The sequence below is a fragment of the Psychrobacter sp. N25K4-3-2 genome, from assembly GCF_015351755.1.
GTDB lineage: Bacteria > Pseudomonadota > Gammaproteobacteria > Pseudomonadales > Moraxellaceae > Psychrobacter > Psychrobacter glaciei.
In genome coordinates this window covers 178093-198974 of sequence record NZ_JADKLX010000003.1, presented here as the reverse complement: position 1 = coordinate 198974, position 20882 = coordinate 178093, and the positions used below count along the sequence as shown (strand labels likewise).

Sequence of the window (20882 nt, the reverse complement as noted above, 5' to 3'; positions counted from 1 at the left end):
AAATAAAAAAGTAACTGACAGCCTTTTATACTCTGTGTGTTACATCACGCAAATCACTTATACCAAACCCTATTTAACCAATAATAATTTATTCACTAATATCAGATATCGGATACCTTTATGACACCCATTTCTCCAGATTTACGTCTTGTCGATTTTGCCAATGTTTCACCAAGTGCATTACAAAGCCAAGTCATTAGCGCGATAGACGATGCCAATGCTTTTTTAGATGAAATGACAGCCCATACTGACAGCAACCACAGTCCTGCTGATGTCACTGCTGAGCAAGCTCTGAGCGATGTGATGAATTTTGATCATATCAATCTAGCATTAGATCGCAGTTGGGGTATTTTGTCGCATCTCAATAGCGTGATGAGCAATGATGAGATTCGTCATGTGCATCATGAGCTACTGCCTAAGCTGTCTGCTTACGGCACTCGTGTGGGGCAGCATCAGCCGCTATTTAGTCGTTATCAAGCTATCGTGAATGATAAAGCGTTTTTTGCAGCGCTTGAGCCTGCGCGCGCTCGTGCCATTGAGCTCGCGCTTAGAAGCTTTGAGATGTCAGGTGTGGCGTTACCTAAAGCTGAGCAAGAACAATTCGCTGCGACTCAAAGTGAACTCTCAACCTTATCAGCGACGTTCTCAGACAATATATTGGATGCTACCCAAGCCTATGCATTGCCATTAGAGTCAGCGCAATTGGCGGGCTTGACCGAAAGTGGTTTGGCACTGTTGGCAGACGCAGGCGAACAGTATAAAGCCCGTGAGCTTGCCAGCGGCGCCCTCACGCAAGCAGATATCGATGCGTTGCCGACGCCTTACTATGTGGCAAGTTTAAATATCCCCGTTTACCTTGCGGTCATGACTCATGCTGACGACCGCAGTCTACGTGAGACGTTGTACCATGCTTACGTCACGCGTGCCTCAGAATTTGATGGTCATACAAATAAAAAAGGCGAGTCACTGAATAACGCCGATATCATGGGTCAGATCCTACAATTACGTGAGCAAAAAGCCACGCTATTAGGTTTTGACAATTATGCAGAAGTCTCACTATCGACTAAAATGGCAGATAACGTGGCAGAAGTAGAAACCTTTTTGCGCAATTTGGCCACGCAAGCCACTCTAGCTGCTAAGCAGGATTTAGCGCAACTGCAAAAATATGCGCAAGATTATGGCATTGATGATTTGCAGCCTTGGGACAGTGCTTATATCGCTGAAAAAGTAAAACAAAGCGAATTTAGTTTATCGCAAGAAGAGATACGCCCATACTTCCCGTTACCAAAAGTGATTAACGGCTTATTTGCCATCGTAGAGCGCCTATACGGTATCAAAGTACAAGAGCAAAGTAGTGATAAGACAGATAGTGAGAGCACATCTGTATCGCGCTGGCACAACGAGGTAAGCTTCTATCAGTTGTTTGATGCTGACGATAACTTGCTTGGCGGCTTTTATTTTGATTTATTTGCTCGCAGCGGTAAGCGCGGCGGCGCTTGGATGAGTGGTTTTCAGTCGCGTTATACCTATGATGAGCAAGACCATCAGCAGCTACCGGTTTGCTTTATGGTCGGCAACTTCACGCCTGCCCTCGATGGCAAACCAAGCCTATTAACCCATGATGAAGTACTGACCTTGTTTCATGAGTTTGGTCATGGGCTACATCATCTTTTAACGCAAGTGACAGTCGGTGATGTCGCAGGTGTTAATGGTGTTGAGTGGGATGCAGTCGAGCTGCCCAGTCAATTTATGGAAAACTGGGCATGGGATGCTGAAGGTATTGCGCTGATTAGTAGTCATGTCGAGACTGGCGAGCCCTTGCCTAAAGACAAACTTGCAGCCTTACTGGCAGTAAAAAACTTCCAAAGTGGCATGCAAACCCTGCGTCAAATCGAGTTCTCACTGTTCGACTTATTGATTCATTCACACACGCCAGCACTTGATTATGATGGTATCTTGGCAACCTTAAATACGGTTCGTAACGACATTGCCATCATGCAAACGCCTGACTATAACCGCTTTGCCAATGGTTTTAGTCATATCTTTGCAGGTGGCTATGCGGCTGGCTATTACTCGTATAAATGGGCAGAGCTATTGTCTGCAGATGCTTTTAGTAGGTTTGAAGAAGAAGGTATTTTTAATCCAGTGACCGGTAAAGCTTTCCGTGAGAGTATCTTGTCGGTTGGTGGGAGCTTCCCCGCCAAAATTAACTTTGAGAACTTCCGTGGTCGTAGCGCCAGTATCGATGCCTTATTGCGTCACAGTGGCTTTAGCAATGTTAAAAACATCGATGCCGCCAATGCCAAAAGCAATCGCGAGGTTATTTAGATGCGTTATCAATCGTCACGTCCAAAGCGCCGATTTTTGGCGGGCGTCCGCTGTCCCAAATGTCAGGCGATGGACGCGGTGGTACAGGTAAATATTACGACGCCTGTGCCTGATGAGTATATTGAATGTACTAAATGTAGCCATGCAGAACATCGCCCCGACCCTGATGCTATCAGTGCCAAAAATCATGCGGAAGACCAACTCGCTCGTGATGCGATGGCGACAGGCACCAGTGGTACGGTAAAATTTAAAACTTAAGCAAACAAATAATACTGATACTGATACTGATACTTAAAAGTTTTTTAAGTGCTTTATTATTTAACAGTACTTTAAGCCTATCTAGCAATAGATAGGCTTTTTATTTTGAGTTTGCTATAGTATGGCTACTTATATCTTTGACATAAATTGACCGTAGTATGAAAAATAAAAAAAAGCATCCTTTGTTGAGCAAACGTGAAAAAGCAAAAGCCGCTAAATCGCGCCGTAGAATCTGGATAGCGATTATATTGGCACTGCTATTCATTGTTATCGGCTATTTAGTTTGGGCGCAATCTGTGCCTGAGACTAGAAAAACTGGCAGCAGCTCACCATCAATCGCTGAGCAAAACGAGGCTGCACAGTCTGCTGCTATGCCAGCAGAAAATGTCCTCAGTGAAGTCAATAGTGATGACGCTATAACGAGTGAAACGACTGTCCTTGATCAGAATGCTACCGCCGCTGATACAGCTGACAACTTAAATAGTCAAGTACCAAAACCTGCTACCATCTTAAGCGCTCCTTTACCAAAAACGGATAGTCTGGCCAAAGAAGAAATTGATCGCTTAGAAGATGAGCGTAAACGCTGGGCTGCCCAAGAAAAGCTGGCATCTGAACAATTAGCGATGAATAAAAAATTGACGGATATGAAGGAAGATCAAATTGCCTTGCTCGAACAACAAATCGCACAATTAGAAGCAGAAAGTACCGTACAAGCTAAGGTAGAATAAACATACTATTTTTTGAAGGGGCTGACAATGGCGAATCTACAATTGACGCATGCCCCTATTTTAAATAGCAGTGCCCAATTACTTATCTTACCAGTTAATACTGCTGGCATCCTGCTCGACCCTATCCTCGCACGAACCAAGACGCTATTCGCTGATAACTACCATCACTATCGTCGCGCGTGCCGTGACGGTAGTCTAAACGCTGGTAGCTGTTTACTCCACAAACGCACACGAGAACAGTCTGGCCTTGGCGTCAGCAGTAATGGTAATCAACCCAGTTATATTGCCAATCTTGTTATCTCAGATCACCCTTATCATCCGACGCGGTCGCGCTGGCTCACTGACGCTTTAACAGACTTGCACCATCAGCTTATTCCTCTTATTCGCCATCAAGGCATCCGCAGAATTGCCCTATTTGCCCGCCCACTTATCGATAGTCATTTACACAGTACTGTAAGCAGTTCGCCTCCTGAATCCAACGTAGCCACCTCACTGCCATTAAACTGGTATCTCGATATCTTGCCTTTACTAATTCAGCAACTACAAGACCTTCCTAAGCTGCGTATTGATGTGCACGTACCCAAAAGTATCGAGATTTAAGAACAAATAGGATGTTTGTTGGTGCATAGCACAATCTTTAACATTCAAAAAACATGACACCGATAATGGCTTGAATGCTATGCTAAATGAGTGTTTACTGTTTGAGAAAGCACGGTTATTTATTATCAGGATAAGGATACCCTATGAAAATACTTAGAACCCCCGATTCATGCTTTGAAAACCTAGCCGATTACTATTTTTCGCCGCATTATATGATGGTCGATGATGGCGAAGGCGGTGAGCTGCGTGTACATTATCTCGATGAAGGTCCCAAAGATGCCGATCCGATTTTACTACTACATGGCGAGCCTTCATGGTGTTATCTATATCGTAAAGTAATACCGATACTGACAGCGGCTGGACATCGTGTCATTGCACCAGATCTTCCTGGTTTTGGGCGCTCAGACAAACCTGCCGCCCGTACGGATTATACCTACCAGCGTCATGTCGACTGGATGCAATCGGTACTCGATCAGTTAGATTTAACAAATATCACATTATTTTGTCAAGACTGGGGTGGCCTAATTGGTCTACGTCTCGTGGCAGAAAATCCAGACAGATTTGCTCGAGTAGCAGCTGGCAATACCATGCTCCCCACAGGAGATCACGATCCAGGAGAAAGCTTCCGCAAGTGGCAGCAATTCTCACAAGATACTCCGAAGTTTCATGTCGGCAGCATTATTAATAGTGGCACTACGACCGAGCTATCACAGGCAGTAATCGATGCTTACAATGCGCCCTTCCCTGATGAATCGTATAAAGAAGGTGCAAGACAGTTCCCCATACTAGTACCGACCACACCGGACGATCCTGCTTCAACAAAAAACCGTGCCGCCTGGGGCGAGCTTAGCAAGTTTAATAAACCTTTCATTACTCTGTTTAGCGATTCTGACCCTGTCACTGGTGGTGGTGATCGAATCATGCAAAAACTTATCCCTGGAACTAAAGGTCAAAACCATAACACTATTATTAACGGTGGTCATTTCTTACAAGAAGACCAAGGCGAAAAACTGGCTGAACTACTGGGTCAGTTTATTGCTGATAACCCTATTAATAATGATTAAGAAAATTTAATATTTTCTTAATCATCACATGCAGCTCAATTGTTACCGTTTAATGCTTTAAACCATGGCATGTATCTTCCTGTAGGCATTAAACGGTATATTTATATCCTTATATTGATAAAAAAATGCGCTTAGCTTAGTATCCATTTTATAGGCAAATACTATAAAAACTTATTACATTCAAATTTAAATAAGGATAACAAGCTATGTCAAACAACAATGCAAAAAACACTAATGCTGAGAATTCAAAAAAGTCTACCAACAATAAAGCAGTGACTGGCGTAGAAGTGGTCAGAGAGGATACCGTGGTATTTGAGGACGGCGACTTTGAAGCGTACAACGCTGAGCATGACTACGAGGAAGCTAAAGACGATAGTACTGCTAAAAATGATACGTCAGATAAATCAAGCAAGAGTAAAGATTCTGATAAAAACCAGAAATCTAATAAAGACGACAAGTCTAATAGTGACGATAAAGACGCTCAGTCTGACAAAAACACCAAAGACAGCAAGTCTAACCAAAAAGACAAGACCAGTAAAAAAGATAATGCTGATCAAGAGGATAAATCTAGCATTACCATGGCAGGCATTTATCAGTGGGCGTCAAAGCTGAAAGACGACTTTAAATCTGATGCTAGTGGTATGACTCAGGATGTCTCTGAAAAAGCGACGGCTATGATGCTTGGCAAACTATTGGATGCGGTAGATCTTGAATTAGCGGCCTTTGATAAGAGCTTAGACGTCGCCAAAAATTTGGTCACGACGGCTGAAGAAAGACGCAAAAAGATCGCTGCTAAAAAAGAAAAATATCAGGGTATGATCGACAAGTTAGATCAAGAATAGTTACTCTGGTTAATTAGAAAATTATTCTAGAGTTTTATCAATCCAATGTTGAACGTCTACTATGAGCGTTTGGCGTTGGATTTTTTTTGTCCGATTAAACGTCTTAGCGGTTCAGTACAGGAGATAGGTATATATGGTGAGAACGTTAATATCTTGTTCAAAGAGCTATACTATTTATGTTTTCCCTAATCAATAAAGCAATTGATAAAGTAGCTATAGTGGAACTTAATATAACTAGGATACGAAATTGAAAAATACGCCCATAAATAAGATAACTGTGTTTCTAGTAGCAGCGATGTTGTCTGTATCAGCTATTGCATTAGACTTCAATCAAACCCAAAAATTGGCTAATCAAGGCAATGCTGAAGCTCAATTTGATCTTGGTAAAATATACGCCAACGGCACGGGTATCGAACAAGACTATAGGAAAGCGATTGAATGGTACATAAAATCAGCCAATCAGGGAAATTATGAGGCTCAAAACAGTCTTGGTGGAATGTACAAATGGGGTTGGGGCTTAACAAAGGATCATATGAAAGCATTTAAATGGTATCAAAAAGCAGCTAATCAAGGCTATGCCCCTGCACAATCTAGTCTTGCATATATGTATCAAGATGATAGAGGTGCATTTAAAAATGATGCAAAGGCTATAGAGTGGTATAAAAAAGCAGCTGATCAAGGTGATTCTGGCGCAAAAGTTAGTCTTGCTGATATATATAATTATGGTATGGGTACGCCTCAAGACCACCTGAAAGCTTTTGAACTATATCAGAAAGCGGCTGATCAAGGTGATGCTGGCGCAAAAGTTAGTCTTGGTTTTATGTATGAGGGAGGCGACGGTGTAACCCAGAATAAGAGTAAAGCAAAAAATCTCTATAAGCAGTCTTGTGATGAAGGTTATCAACCAGGTTGCAAGTACTATAGCGATTTAAACGAATAAAACTCTTTAAACCACAAAAAAACCGCCTTGAGTGTTATTAACTAACAGCCCAAAGCGGTTTTTTATATCAAGCGAAGATATTTATTCAGCAGTTGGGGTTGAACCCTGCTCAACGCCTTTCATAGTCAACTTAATGCGACCACGGTTATCAACGTCTTGTACGAGTACCTTAACGGTTTGACCTTCTTTTAAATAATCTGATACATTCTCAACGCGCTCTTCTGCGATTTGTGAGATATGCACTAGACCATCAGTGTTTGGCAAGACGTTAACGAACGCACCGAAGTCAACGATACGAGCGACCGTACCTTCGTAAGTTTTGCCCACTTCAACTTCAGCAGTCAATGCTTCGATTTTGCCGATAGCGGCTTTGGTCGCTGCTTTGTTTTCACCAAAGATACGAATCGTGCCACCATCATCGATATCGATAACTGCGCCAGTTTCTTCCGTTAGCTGACGAATCATCGCGCCGCCTTTACCGATGACGTCACGGATTTTATCCGGATTGATTTCGATAACGGCATAGTTAGGTGCATGCGCGTTGATTTCAGTACGGCTCTCAGGCAATACTTTATTCATCGCATCTAGGATATGGATACGACCGGCATGGGCTTGCTTAAGCGCTTGCTCCATAATGTCAGGGGTAATCCCTTCGATTTTGATATCCATCTGAAGCGCAGTAATACCATCTTTAGAACCAGCAACTTTAAAGTCCATATCGCCAAGATGATCTTCATCACCTAAGATGTCTGATAGTACAGCGAAACGCTCGCCTTCTTTAACCAGACCCATCGCGATACCAGCAACTGGGGCTTTAATTGGTACGCCTGCATCCATCAATGCCAAACTTGCACCACAAACAGATGCCATAGAAGATGAACCGTTTGATTCAGTAATCTCTGATACCACACGGATGACATACGGGAAGCGTTCGCTATCTGGAAGCATTGCTTGTACACCGCGACGTGCTAAGCGGCCATGACCGATTTCACGACGTTTTGGAATACCTTCACGACCCGTTTCACCCACTGAGAAATGCGGGAAGTTGTAATGCAACATGAAATGGTCACGGATGGTGCCACCTAGTGAATCAATCATGTTGACGTCACGGCTGTTGCCAAGAGTAGTTGTAACCAATGCTTGCGTCTCACCACGTGTGAACAATGCTGAACCATGCGTATATGGTAGAACACCAACTTGCACATCAAGCGCACGAACGGTTTCAGGGTCACGACCATCAATACGCGGCTTACCTGACAAGATATTGTCACGAACCGTACGATATTTAAGGTCGTTATAGATTTCTTTGAGCTCAGATACCGTATCAGCATAGGCTTCTGACTCAGCATCACCAGCAAGCGTATCAATAATTGATTGCTTAATTTCGTCAAGCTTAGTGTAGCGCGCTTGTTTATCAGTAATCGTATAAGCGTCAGCAACTTGCTCGCCAAACTGCTCTTTCATGCTGCTGGTAAGCGCTTGATCACGCTCAGGGGCGCTATACTGCTGTTTAGCAGTACCGATTTCTTCAGCCATTGATGCAATGTTATCAATAACGATTTGCTGCTGTTGATGACCATATAATACCGCACCTAGCATCTGATCTTCTGAAAGCTCTGCTGCTTCTGATTCAACCATCAATACGGCAGACTTAGTACCAGCCACAACCAAATCAAGATCACTCTCTTTGAGCTGCTCGATTGTTGGGTTCAGTACGTACTCGCCATTAATGAAGCCAACACGGGCAGCTGCGACTGGACCATTGAATGGCGCGTCAGAGATAGCCAGTGCCGCTGAAGCACCAATTAATGCAGCGATATCTGCTGATTGAGTCTTATCTGACGATACAACCGTCGCAGTAATCTGAATTTCATTCACATAACCTTCAGGGAATAGCGGACGAATCGGACGGTCAATCAAGCGCGACGTTAATGTTTCAAACTCGCTCGCACGGCCTTCACGTTTGCCATAAGCACCTGGGATTTTACCCGCTGCGTACATTTTTTCTTGATAGTTGACGGTCAATGGAAAGAAGTTTTGGCCTTCTTTCGCATCAGACTTAACAACGGCAGCCACTAGGACAGTAACACCACCCATGTGAACTAAAATAGAGTTGGCTTGACGAGCGATACGCCCTGTCTCGATAACAACCTGCTGGCTGCCATATTGGAATTCACGTTTAACAGTATTGAACATTGTCGGATTTGTCATATAATTTTCCTAATGTTGACTGACGAAAATAATATCAACGTCATAAGCGCGCTGATATTTGTCATTAAAATTCTTTGTCTCTAGCTCCTGAGGAACAAGTCTCTTATCTGCAAGTCCTATCGATGAGACTGATAGTGTCACCTGCCTATCTTATGCATTTGTCTACAGTAGACATCGTACTATTACATATTTTTAGTCGTTCAAATTCGTTTTTTCATCAATATAGTCAAAGCTTATGCCAAGCAGCAACCATACATATACGATGTTTTTTCTATCTTTGCTAAGGTACTACAACAGATAGTAGCAATGGCATAAAACTGACCAAGCATTATTTTACAGTGATTTCTAGCCATTGACCAATTAATTGCAAAACAGGGCTGTTGTTTATAGTCTTCCTTAGATATGACTCAAATCAGCATTGAGTTAACTCTTAGTTTTACAAAAAATTCTAAAGTTATAGCGTGAAAATATTTGAGATTATTCATCTATATTAACAAGCATAAAAAAACGGTGTGAAACTATTCCACACCGTTTTAGAAAAATCTATTTTATCGATAGCAACAAGCAAGTTCCAAGCGATTTAGCAAAAAATTCAAAATAGCGCCACAGGATGGCATTTGTTATTTTAGCGACCGCTCGTACTATTGTCGTTAAATTAACGACGTAGACCCAACTGGCTAATAAGGGTGGTATAGCGACCAAGATCTTTACCTTTTAGGTAGTCAAGCAATTTACGACGTGTGTTAACCATACGGATAAGACCACGGCGGCTATGATTATCAGCTTTGTGTGCTTTAAAATGGTTCTGCAAATCGTTAATGCGTGCACTTAGCAAAGCTACTTGAACTTCTGGAGAACCAGTGTCGTTTTCGCCGCGCTGGTATTGAGAAATGATTTGTTCGCGATCAGTATTAGTTAGCATAAATATCTCCGGCAATGCTAAAAGCTCCAAGATGCACTCAAATTTAAGCCATCTTAAAAGCTATAGAATAGTAAATAAAGTAACTTGTACGCCATTCAGGACAACCCTGCATTACTAGAGTTGACCTAGTGTACGACAAGCTCAATGTGTTATAAAAAACCACTTAAAAATAAGCCAGATATCAGCGGAATATTGCTTAACTCAATCATCTGCTTTGAACAGTGAGCTCAGCAACCTGCTTTATCTAAAATCTTAATTCAAATGTGACGGTTATTATACCAAAAAACTGCTGAACTAGCAGCAGTTTTTCATAATAGTTTCATGGCAAGATGAATTGCCAAGATAATAATCTAAAGCACATTCACAGCCACTACAAGCATAGCCATTACAAAATTCTAGCGTATTACTTTTTCACATCGCTCTCAGTAGCATTACCACCTAGCTCATCATCAGCAAGAGGGGCTGCCGTAGTGACTTCCGCTAAACTATCCGGAGTGTCATGTTCGCTAGGGTTGATGTCTTCTGCAAGCTTTTCAATCTCTTTTTCTTGCTCGTCCATATTATTCGGTGAATTACTCATATTAGCTCCTAAGTTATTATTTTCTGAACTATTTAGTTTTATAATTATTGATACCAAGCTAAAAAAATGTAATAGCGTCACCCAGCTATGAGTGACGCTTTAAATACTCTACTTGTCTTCTTTAGCATTTTCTAAATTGTCCGCAATACGATCTGCCGCTGCTTCTGACTCTTCAGTATGGTTATTTTCGGTTTGGCTTTTAAGAGCTGCAGTTGCTGATTCAGAACGTTGTTGCTCAAGCTTGGTATCGTTTGGATTAGAGTTTGACATAATATTTTCCTCGATCATGGTTGGTTATAGTTATTGGTAGATTAATGTTATATGTTCATCGTTAATATCTTACAAAGCCAGTTAAGACAAGGCTTTATCGATAGCATCAACGAAATTTTCGATATCATCTGGATTACGTGAAGTAATTAAGTTACCGTCAATTTGTACGGTTTTATCAACGAAATTTGCTCCCGCATTTTCCAAATCTGTTTGTAATGAGTGGTACGCCGTTAAGGTCTTACCTTTTGCGATACCCGCGTTAATAAGTACCCAAGGTGCATGGCAAATAACCGCCAACGGTTTATTTGCTTCATTAATTGCATTGATTATACTGTGAGCTTTTTTATTGCCTCGAATGGTATCTGCATTTACAGTACCACCTGGCACTACTAGCGCGTCATAATCATCAACTTTAGCCTCACTTGCAAAGATGTCAGCGGTGAAAGTGTCACCTTTATTGACATCCTGATTCATCGCTTGAACTTTTTTGTCTTCGTTAGTAGTAATAAGCAATGTGTTATAACCTTTTGCTTTCAGTTGGTTATTAACATCTTCATACTCTGCTTGTTCAAAATTATTGTGTAGTAAGAAAGCGATCGTTTTCATGATATTCCTTGTCTTTACATTTGTGATTCTATATATAAATTTTATTATTGATTTATCTATTTTTTTTGTTATGAGTACTTCTTGTTTTTATAGTACTTCTTTGTTGTTATTTAGTGTTGAGACTTCAGCAGTAAAACTTTCCTTGTTAAAGCCATTCCCTAAGCATTTTTTATTATTTTAAATTTTTCTTATTAGTGTATTTTTTATTTTTATTACATTGATTATCTCTTCTAGCCTTCCCTAGCTGACTTATCTAATGTACAAAAAAAACAGGCTTCACCATAGGTGAAACCTGCAATAAAATGTGAGGATATGTGATTAGTGTAAACTGTTAGTAAGTTTAAAGAAGATTAATTGGCTCATAGCCACATGAAACATACGAACCATGAAAAGCTTAGAAAATATAACCCTACCGCTGGATTAATTTCTTAGGTTGTAGTCGGCCATTAAGACTAACAGCTCCCAATCCAATAAACTCCCCTTGCTCATCTAGCAGGCGTATATCTACCGCTATCTCGTGGAGCAATGGTTGTTCATCATCACTACTGACGATATCGCTATCTAGTGGGGTGTCATTGCTTTCTGAAACAGAAGACTGATGGCTAATACTGGTTGAAATATAATCGCGCAAATCATCAGTAAGCTGCTCAAAAACATTCAATCGCTGCCCCATATGGACACGGGTATACTGTTCAGCAGTCAATGTAAGCTCAGCCTCGATATTAACACATGCATCAATAGCAAGGAGCTGTGCCTGTCTCTCATCTAACGATAGCGCCTCTAACGCTGATAAAGAAATCGATTCCACTATGCTAAACTTTCCGACCTGCGTACGGCGCAATGCGATTAAATGCCCTAATGTGCCCATTATCTTGGCAATATCCTCTGCCAATACGCGCACATAAGTACCTTTGGTACAAGTCACCGTCAATTGAATCTGCTCGTTATCAATAGCTTTTAAATCAATGGCCTTAATCACGATATCTCTTGGCGCTCGTTCTACTTCGATACCAGCACGGGCATACTCATAAAGCTTTTTACCGTCCTTTTTTAAAGCAGAATACATCGGTGGTATCTGCTGCTGAGCCCCTAAAAACTGTTGAGCAACCTTGTCCAATATTGATTGATCAAAAGTTGGAATAGACACCTGTCCAACGATTTGACCATCAGCATCACCAGTATCTGTCTGGCTACCAAGCAATATCGTCGCTTGGTAAGATTTGTCGGCATCAAGTTGATAATGGCTAAACTTCGTGGCCTCACCCATACAAATAGGCAATAGACCAGTGGCCATGGGATCAAGCGTACCTGTATGACCAGCTTTTTTGCTGTCATGTGCAGGAGACTTAAACAAATACTTCACTTTTGAGACCACTTGCTGTGACGTCATACCTTGCGGCTTATCAACTAAGATAACGCCGGAGACTTTTTGTTTATCCGTTGTTTGTTGACTAGTCATTGTCATTAATCATCATTTTCTTTGCTATCGACTTCATCTTCATTCTGCTCAGTTTTGATGACCGCTTGACTGATCAAGTCCATCATATAGTTGCCACGAGCCGTTACTTCATCATAATGAAAGCGCAGACGTGGTGTCGTACGCGTTTTGAGACTATGGCTCAATTCGGTACGCAAAAAACCTGCTGCTTTATTCAGCACTTTGATGCTTTCTTCGTGGTTGGTTTTGGTCATCGCGTCATTAAGCTCTGGCTCCATGATGGTGACATAAACGTCCGCATACCCTAAGTCTGGGCTGACCTTGACACTAGAGATAGTGACAAAACCAGTTAGCCGCGGGTCATTAACTGCGTCACGAATAAGAACAGCAAGCTCACGCTGAATTTGATCGGATAAGCGCTGTAAACGTTGGTTCATATTGTTACCTTAATTTGATATGGCCTATTTTTATGGATTAGCCCGTTTGCTTATTAATACATTTAAGGGCTGATATTTGTTAAAAAAGGCCTAGCAGGATGTACCTGCTAGGCCTAAGTACAGCTAGATATTAAGGAGATACTAATATGCTCAGCTGATTAAGCATCTTGCATGATTAGAGACCTTACTATCGAGCAGTGACTTTAGATAGTACGTTCGAACTCTTGAATTTCAAAGACTTCGATCTTATCACCAGCTTCGACATCATAACCACGAACGGCTAGGCCACACTCCATCCCAGTACGTACTTCATTAACGTCTTCTTTATAGCGACGTAATGATTGCAGCTGACCAGTAAAGATAACTTGGTCATCACGCAATACACGGATAGGCTTATTACGATAGATTGTACCTTCAACCACCATACAACCAGCAGCTGCACCGAACTTACTAGAACGGAATACTTCTCGAACGTCAGCAACACCCAAGATTTTCTCACGATGTTCAGGCGCAAGCATTCCACTCATGGCTGCTTTTACATCATCAATCAAGCCATAGATAACACTGTAATAGCGAATATCCATGTTGGCTGCGTCCGCTTTACGACGGGCAGTAGCATCTGCACGAACGTTGAAGCCTAACAATACCGCTTCGCTAGATTCTGCAAGCGTTACATCAGACTCAGAGATAGGGCCAACACCTGAACTGATTACGCGAACTTTTACTTCATCAGTTGACAGCTCATTCAGTGCCGATAGTAATGCTTCGAGCGAACCACGCACATCAGTTTTAAGAACAATGTTCAAGAATGACACATTGCCTTGTTCCATCTGATCGAACATGCTCTCTAAGCGCATGGCGTTCTGACGCTCAAGTTGACGTTCACGCTCGCGATTGGTTCTGAAATCAGCCACTTCACGGGCTTTTTTCTCATCTGTAACGACTAAGAATTCGCTACCAGCTGCAGGTGTTTCAGGTAATCCTAAAATCTCTACAGGGATGGAAGGACCCGCTGACTGAATACGCTGACCATGTTCATCAGTCATCGCACGGACTTTACCGTAATGCTCGCCCGCTAGAACCAAGTCGCCTTGTTTTAGTGTGCCTTTTTTGACTAGAACACTAACGACAGGACCACGACCTTTTTCAAGTCTTGACTCAATTACCACACCTTGCGCAGCACCATCTAACGGCGCTTCTAATTCCATTAGTTCTGCTTGGATGCTGATATATTCTAATAGCTCGTCAATACCTTCACCCGTTTTGGCTGAGATACGCGCCATTGGCGTATCACCACCCCACTCTTCTGAGACGACTTCTTTGGCAGTCAACTCATTGAGTACGCGATCAGGATCAGCGCCCGGCTTATCCATTTTGTTGATGGCAACGATAAGCGGCGTACCAGCAGCACGTGCATGGTCGATAGCTTCTTCCGTTTGCGGCATCATGCCATCATCAGCTGCGACAACCAGTACAACGATATCAGTCGCTTGCGCACCACGTGAACGCATAGCACTAAAGGCTGCGTGACCTGGGGTATCTAAGAAGGTAATCACACCGCGACCGGTTTTTACATGGTAAGCACCGATATGCTGAGTGATACCACCTGCTTCGCCATTCGCTACTTTCGTTTCACGAATTTTATCTAGCAATGAAGTCTTACCATGGTCGACATGACCCATAATAGTTACGACTGGTGGACGTGTTTGCACGTTACTGCTGCGTTCATTGACTGCAGATTGTAGATCGTCTTCAACCTTAGTATCACTAACTGGTACTGGGTTATGACCCATTTCTTCAACAATCAAACTGGCTGTCGCTTGATCAATCGTATCTGACTCACGAGCCATCTCACCCATTTTCATGAGTAATTTAGTGACTTCACGGGCTTTAACTGCCATACGCTGGGCAAGATCTGCGACAGTGATTTGCTCACTGATCTCGACATCATAGACAATTTTTTCAACAGGTTTTTCAAACTTATGCTGTGACGCTTGCGTTGAACGTAAACCATTTTTACGGTTTTTGATCTCACGCTCATCTTGATTTTTACGACGACGACCACGAGCACCAGTGCTACTTGCACCGCGCTTGATTTCACGACGTTCTTTTTCAAATGATTCTTCTAATGCGTCACCGACTAGACCTTCAGCCAATGGCTCATCTTTGCGAACTTCAGCAGCAGGCTGGTCCGTATATTTACCAGCCATTTTACGCATTTGCTCAAGTGTGCGCTTTTGCGCTTCTTCAGCTTGAACACGGCGTGTTTCTGTCTCAATTTCGCGTAGACGATTTTCTTCTTTTTCACGTACTTCACGAGCTTTACGCTCAGCTGCTGTTTCAACTTTAGGTTTCGTAGCAGCAACTTTTTTCTTCGGCTGTTCTTTAGGCTTGACTTCAATAGTAGTCTTACCGCCCTTTTTCACAACAACTGAAGTAGAAATATCGTCATTCTTATCGTCTGATTTTTTGCTAGAGCCTAAGCTGGCACGCATCGCAGCTAAGGTTGCTGCTTGACGCTCTTCAGATTTTTTCTTAGTAGCAGCACGCTCTTCAGCGTCCTTAGCAGCACGTTCTTGCGACTCAATCATCGCTTGCTCACGCGCAGCCAACTCTTCAGCCATTTTTTCTGGATCAGGCTTTTCGAATACTTTCTTTTTACGCACTTCCACATTGACACTCTTAGATTTACCTGAAGAGCCGGTCACACGCGCGGTGCTCGTTGTTTTAGACTTGAGACTAATACGACGCTTATCTTGCTGACCATGACTTTGCTTTAAATACGTCACCAACTTCTCTTGCTCAAGCTCGGTGACTAGGTCATCCTCTGCGCGAGCAGGCAGTCCAGCATCTACCAGTTGCTGTTTTACAGCACTTGCGGTTTTGCCTACCATATCTGCCAGTTCTTTGACGGTCTTATCTGCCATTTATTATCACCTACTGTCTATTATTTGCTATATGTTCAATTCAGTTGTTGGCTACAAATGATTGGGTTAAGGCTGGTGGTTAGGTTGCATGTATTATGCGACTTTATACCAGCACTTTATTATCGATAGCATATCACTAAAAGACAGCGATATGCAGTTACCGCTTATTCATTGAACCAAGATTCCCGAGCTTTCATGATGAGTTTTCCTGCGGTTTCAGTATCTAATCCTTCGATATCTTCTAAATCGAAGACGGCTTGTTCTGCCAAGTCATCAACAGTAATGATGTCTTTTTGAGCCATTTTATAAGCCCAACTGACGGTCATTCCTTCAAGATCTTGTAACTCTTGACTTGGCTCTTTCATGTTTTGTTGTTTGACTAGCTCATCAGCGATGACGACTTCTTTAGCACGTTCTTGAATCATGTCAATCGCTTCGTCGTCTAAACCTTCGATGTCATAGAAAGTCTCAACTGGCACATAAGCCACTTCTTCAATACTGGTAAAGCCAATATCGACAAGCGCTTGAGCTAAATCTTTATCGACTTCTAAACGCTCATAAAACAATTCAATGAACGCTTTCGATTCGTTTTGTTGACGCTGCTGATACTCTTCTTCGAGCATCATATTAAGCTTATAGCCCGTTAATTCAGAGGCTAAACGGACGTTTTGACCTTGTGAGCCAATCGCACGCGCTAACTGATCGTTGGTGCTAAAGATAATATCAGCGGTCTGCATGTCTTCATCTAGGATAATACTACTAACATCTGCTGGCTCTAAAGAGCTAATAATGAATTGAGCCGGATCATCTGACCAAACCACCACATCAATACGCTCACCATCCAACTCTTGCTGAACCGCTTGAATACGCGTACCACGCATACCGATACAAGCGCCAACCGGATCAATGCGATGATCGTTGGTTTTGACGGCTATTTTAGCACGAGTACCTGGCAGACGAGCAACGTTACGGATTTCAATGATTTGTTCTGCAATCTCAGGCACTTCTTTTTGCATCAATGCCGAGAGCATTTCAGGATGAGTGCGCGACAATAATAACTGGGCACCACGATTTTCACGGTTTACATGATATAAAATGGCGTTGATACGAGATTTTGCACGTAATTGCTCACGTGGTAGCATCTGATCACGTGATAAGTAGCCTTCGGCGTTATCACCCAAATCAATGATATAGCCATCGCGTGTTTGCTTTTTTACTTCGCCATACATCATTTCACCAACACGTGGCTCAAAAGCGTCTGCTACTAGCGCACGCTCAGCTTCACGTATTTTTTGAATGATAACTTGCTTGGCTTGCGTGGCAGCAATGCGACCAAACTCAATGGATTCAATCTGTTCTTCTTTAATATCACCAATTGACCATTCTTCTTGATCAAGGTCAGTAATAGCAAGCTGACAGGCTGGCATTTCATGGTCTTCATCGGCAACCACTGTCCAATAACGGTACGTATCATAATCGCCAGTTGCACGATCAATGGATACCCGCACCTCTACTTCTGGCTGTTCGGTATAGACTTTTTTCTTGGTTGATACCACCAAAGCGTCTTCTATAGCTTCAAAGATATCTTCAGGATTTAAGCCCTTTTCATTACTGACAGTTTCTACTACCGTTAAGATTTCACGACTCATGCTATACCTGTCCTATCATTTTATAATTGACTTAAATTTTATAATTGGCATATTGACGTTGTGTTGTCATCGTCAGTCACGCCCTATTTAGGGGTCAAAATATTGATTAATACTGAATTGCGTTACCATTGAATATTGAAATTAGACATCTTCATAAATCAAGTTGGCTTTATCAATGTTACTCAAAGCAATCTCAAACTGTTCACCATCGGTAGACGTCAATTTTAAAGACGTTGCATCGATACTGTCTAAAGTACCTGTTGCTTTGCGGCGTTTTTTATCGCCTTCACCAATGGCTTGTATCAAGCGCAAGCTCACAGTCTGACCGACGTAATCATACATTTGGTCATCTGAAAAGAACGCCCGATCAAAACCAGGTGAGGAGACTTCTAAAATGAACTCACCAGCAATAGGATCATGCACCTCTAGGATGCCGCTTACCTGATGGTTAACCGCCGCACAGTTTTCGATACTTACCTGCTTATCCTGTGCTTTTTCTTCAGGTAAAGCTTCAATGTAAATACGCAATAACGAGCGATTACCTTGTGGGGTAAACTCTACGCCCCACAGCGCCACATCACATGCAGCTACCGCAGGGGCAATAATAGTAGTTAGTTCTGCAACTTTAGTCGAAAGCTTCATAATTTATTTATATCTTCCTATTTACTTATCTGTCGTACTTAATGAACCACATTATTTATTACTTTTTTATTTGCGCGGCTCACAGCAATCGTTAGGTGTTTTATCTATTATATAATAGCACTAGCTCAGTATTATATTCGGTTGACATCTACTATATATAAGGACATTACCTAGGAACATCAAGCTCAGCTGATGAATGTGCTTATTATATATAAAGCAAAATGATCAATAAAAGAGTATGAAGTAAAAGGCAGCGTCGCTTGCGAATAGTCACGCAAGTGGCGGTAAGTAGATGAATAGTAAGTATAGTACTCTATGGGCATAGAGCTTAGCATAAGTAGGGCAGATACCGCGACAACCCTGACTCACAGATACAAAAAAACCCACAAACATAATGGTGGGCTAATCGGCACTGACAAATTTAGTGTACAAAACATCAGTATAAAAAGTGGTAGCGGGGGCTGGATTTGAACCAACGACCTTCGGGTTATGAGCCCGACGAGCTACCAGACTGCTCCACCCCGCATCAATCTAGAACGCATATTATAGGGAGGTTTCGTAGAAGTGTCAATACTTTTTTTAAATAAATTCTAAATTAAGTATTCTCTACTAAAAAATCCAACCTGACGCTATATGCTACGTCTATAAAACTTGGTGCGATTGGGGGGACTTGAACCCCCACAGCTTTCGCCACCACCCCCTCAAGATGGCGTGTCTACCATTCCACCACAATCGCATTTTGCTACTCTGTTCTCTAACGTTTAATCTACCGTAAATGATGCTTAAGGTAGGCATCAATAGATAAGGTCTTGCGAAAACAGAAAAGCATTGTAAATCTAACGTGCCAAAATAGCAAGCACTGCCTACTTAAAAGACACTTACTCAGGATTTTGCGTTAATGGGCGCGGCGTTTGCGGAGCTGAAACAGGAACATCTAAACGAAACTGATCTTCTGCCTGCTTACGTGCATGAACAGCAAGGGTCATACTGGTGATAAAAAATATGACTGTCAATACTGCAGTCGCACGTGTTAAAAAGTTGGCAGTTCCTGCGGCACCAAATACCGTACCTGACGAGCCAGCACCAAAAGAAGCCCCAGCATCTGCCCCTTTACCATGCTGTATCAAGATCAAGCCGATCATGGCAATCGCCACGATAATATGCAGGGCTAATATAAACGTAAACATGGTGGCCTCTTTTGCCGCGTAATGACGACAGATAACGGAAAATAAATCTTAGAGTTAATAGTGGTAGCAACTAACTTGTAATGCTGCCAAATCGATTATATAAATAAGGCGCATTGTACACGATTGCAAGGGCACTGTTAAACCTACTTTTGCCAACTGATAAAGACATTTTTTAGATAAGTTAGCGATTAAATCGCTGTTTCATCACCTTACCCTAACCAAGCGCGCGACTAAAAGCGTTGGCAATCATCAGAAAACTGTCTGCTTTTAATGAAGCACCACCAACCAATGCGCCATCTATCATGGGATCTGCCGCAAAACTATCGGCGTTATCAACATTGACGCTACCACCATATAGTACAGTCATTGCTTCTAACGACTCAGCAAAGCCTGTGACGGTTTGCTTAATATGTTGATGCGTGGTGCTAACCTCTGCTACTGTTGGCACTTTGCCCGTCCCAATCGCCCATACTGGCTCGTAGGCAATGATTAAGCGCTCAGACAATGAAGCAGCAAGCTCGGGCTGTTGCGCAAGTAAATCCTTTACAACCGATAATTGAGTATCAATGACCGCCAGTGTTTGCTTATCGTCATATTGTGCTTGGGTTTCACCAATACAAAATACTACGCCTAAATTTTGCGTCAACGCATGAGTCAGCTTTTGCAGCAAGCTTTCATGAGTCTCTTGATGGTATTGACGGCGCTCAGAGTGACCAAGTATCGTCCAAGTTGCGCCAGCATCAGCAACTTGCTGCGCAGAACAATCCCCCGTATACGCACCAGTGTTCGCGCTATGCGCACTAATATCTTGCGCGGCACACAGCACTGAGGTATCTTTTAAGCGGGCGCTGACAGCAGCTAAGTGAATACAACTGGGAGCCACCATTAACCTGCAGCTATTTTTGACCACTTGCTCTTCAGTATCAACTGCAGTTAATAAGTTGTCTAGTAGCGCATTGACGTCGTGGCTCGTTGCTGGATTCTGCTTCCAATTGCCAATTACCCAAGCTTGCATACTCATCTACCTTGTCTCATGTATTCCTGCCAATTTGGCTTATATGCGCGCCAGTATAACAAATATTTCACAAGTGCTATAGTATAGTGCGACCTGCAGCAGAATGGCTTTTACGGCCATCCTGTTTTCATTGTATTTTATTCAGTTATGGCGCTCTGTAGATTAATGCCTCATGGTCTAAGTTAAGGGTGAAATACTTTAAATAGAGGTATACCTTATATACGGCATACCTTACTAC

At 42.4% G+C, this 20882-nt stretch carries 19 protein-coding genes and 2 tRNA genes; 7 read left to right on the top strand and 14 right to left on the bottom strand.

The features are described 5' to 3' along the window. Positions 1-120 precede the first annotated feature (120 nt). From IOD06_RS08750 to IOD06_RS08720, 7 genes are all read left to right on the top strand, one after another. Positions 121-2328, top strand: a complete 2208-nt coding sequence (locus IOD06_RS08750; RefSeq protein ID WP_194620590.1) for a M3 family metallopeptidase — start codon at positions 121-123, stop codon at positions 2326-2328. After that, positions 2329-2586, top strand: a complete 258-nt coding sequence (locus tag IOD06_RS08745) for a YheV family putative metal-binding protein (RefSeq protein ID WP_010200725.1) — start codon at positions 2329-2331, stop codon at positions 2584-2586. A 158-nt stretch (positions 2587-2744) separates the two neighbouring features. Then, a complete protein-coding gene (locus IOD06_RS08740) occupies positions 2745-3314 on the top strand; it encodes a hypothetical protein (RefSeq protein ID WP_010200722.1) in 570 nt (189 codons plus the stop codon). 27 nt (positions 3315-3341) lie between these two features. Continuing rightward, positions 3342-3914, top strand: coding sequence for a hypothetical protein (locus IOD06_RS08735; protein ID WP_010200721.1), 573 nt, complete (start codon positions 3342-3344; stop codon positions 3912-3914). A 143-nt stretch (positions 3915-4057) separates the two neighbouring features. Further along, entirely contained in the window at positions 4058-4978 is a 921-nt protein-coding gene (locus IOD06_RS08730; RefSeq protein WP_194620589.1) for a haloalkane dehalogenase, read from the top strand. A 206-nt stretch (positions 4979-5184) separates the two neighbouring features. After that, on the top strand, positions 5185-5820 hold the full coding sequence (locus IOD06_RS08725; protein ID WP_194620588.1) for a hypothetical protein: 636 nt from the start codon (positions 5185-5187) through the stop codon (positions 5818-5820). A 247-nt stretch (positions 5821-6067) separates the two neighbouring features. Further along, positions 6068-6760 (top strand): tetratricopeptide repeat protein, encoded by a 693-nt coding sequence (locus IOD06_RS08720; RefSeq protein WP_194620587.1) that lies wholly within the window; start codon positions 6068-6070, stop codon positions 6758-6760. A gap of 81 nt (positions 6761-6841) precedes the next feature. Here the strand turns inward: IOD06_RS08720 and pnp are convergent, their stop codons facing one another. The 14 genes from pnp to tpiA all read right to left on the bottom strand — a co-directional run bounded on the left by pnp (position 6842) and on the right by tpiA (position 20644). Beyond that, positions 6842-8956 carry a polyribonucleotide nucleotidyltransferase gene (gene pnp / locus IOD06_RS08715; RefSeq protein ID WP_194620854.1) on the bottom strand — a complete coding sequence of 705 codons (2115 nt, stop codon included), beginning with the start codon at positions 8954-8956 and terminating at the stop codon, positions 6842-6844. A gap of 670 nt (positions 8957-9626) precedes the next feature. Continuing rightward, positions 9627-9893: a 30S ribosomal protein S15 gene (gene rpsO, locus IOD06_RS08710; protein ID WP_010197757.1), complete on the bottom strand. Its 267-nt coding sequence runs from the start codon at positions 9891-9893 to the stop codon at positions 9627-9629. 403 nt (positions 9894-10296) lie between these two features. Next, the gene (locus tag IOD06_RS08705; RefSeq protein WP_189583622.1) at positions 10297-10473 is read right to left on the bottom strand and encodes a hypothetical protein; all 177 of its coding nucleotides are present in this window, start codon (positions 10471-10473) and stop codon (positions 10297-10299) included. A 108-nt stretch (positions 10474-10581) separates the two neighbouring features. After that, positions 10582-10743 carry a hypothetical protein gene (locus tag IOD06_RS08700; protein WP_194620586.1) on the bottom strand — a complete coding sequence of 54 codons (162 nt, stop codon included), beginning with the start codon at positions 10741-10743 and terminating at the stop codon, positions 10582-10584. Between the two features lie 81 nt (positions 10744-10824). Next, complete coding sequence (locus tag IOD06_RS08695; RefSeq protein WP_194620585.1) at positions 10825-11349, bottom strand: type 1 glutamine amidotransferase domain-containing protein; 525 nt, start codon at positions 11347-11349, stop codon at positions 10825-10827. A gap of 409 nt (positions 11350-11758) precedes the next feature. Beyond that, a complete protein-coding gene (gene truB / locus IOD06_RS08690; protein ID WP_194620584.1) occupies positions 11759-12814 on the bottom strand; it encodes a tRNA pseudouridine(55) synthase TruB in 1056 nt (351 codons plus the stop codon). Further along, positions 12814-13224 carry a ribosome-binding factor A gene (locus IOD06_RS08685; RefSeq protein ID WP_010197749.1) on the bottom strand — a complete coding sequence of 137 codons (411 nt, stop codon included), beginning with the start codon at positions 13222-13224 and terminating at the stop codon, positions 12814-12816. The genes truB and IOD06_RS08685 overlap by 1 nt, the downstream gene beginning before the upstream one ends. A 203-nt stretch (positions 13225-13427) precedes the next feature. Beyond that, positions 13428-16151 carry a translation initiation factor IF-2 gene (infB, locus tag IOD06_RS08680; protein ID WP_010197746.1) on the bottom strand — a complete coding sequence of 908 codons (2724 nt, stop codon included), beginning with the start codon at positions 16149-16151 and terminating at the stop codon, positions 13428-13430. A 164-nt stretch (positions 16152-16315) separates the two neighbouring features. Beyond that, the gene (gene nusA, locus IOD06_RS08675) at positions 16316-17800 is read right to left on the bottom strand and encodes a transcription termination factor NusA (protein ID WP_010197744.1); all 1485 of its coding nucleotides are present in this window, start codon (positions 17798-17800) and stop codon (positions 16316-16318) included. Between the two features lie 141 nt (positions 17801-17941). Next, the gene (rimP, locus tag IOD06_RS08670) at positions 17942-18442 is read right to left on the bottom strand and encodes a ribosome maturation factor RimP (RefSeq protein ID WP_010197742.1); all 501 of its coding nucleotides are present in this window, start codon (positions 18440-18442) and stop codon (positions 17942-17944) included. 449 nt (positions 18443-18891) lie between these two features. Further along, positions 18892-18968 (bottom strand) — tRNA-Met (locus tag IOD06_RS08665). Between the two features lie 126 nt (positions 18969-19094). After that, positions 19095-19178 (bottom strand) — tRNA-Leu (locus IOD06_RS08660). A gap of 142 nt (positions 19179-19320) precedes the next feature. Beyond that, a complete protein-coding gene (gene secG, locus IOD06_RS08655; RefSeq protein ID WP_010197739.1) occupies positions 19321-19629 on the bottom strand; it encodes a preprotein translocase subunit SecG in 309 nt (102 codons plus the stop codon). A 214-nt stretch (positions 19630-19843) separates the two neighbouring features. Continuing rightward, positions 19844-20644 (bottom strand): triose-phosphate isomerase, encoded by an 801-nt coding sequence (gene tpiA, locus IOD06_RS08650; RefSeq protein ID WP_194620583.1) that lies wholly within the window; start codon positions 20642-20644, stop codon positions 19844-19846. Positions 20645-20882: the final 238 nt, after the last annotated feature.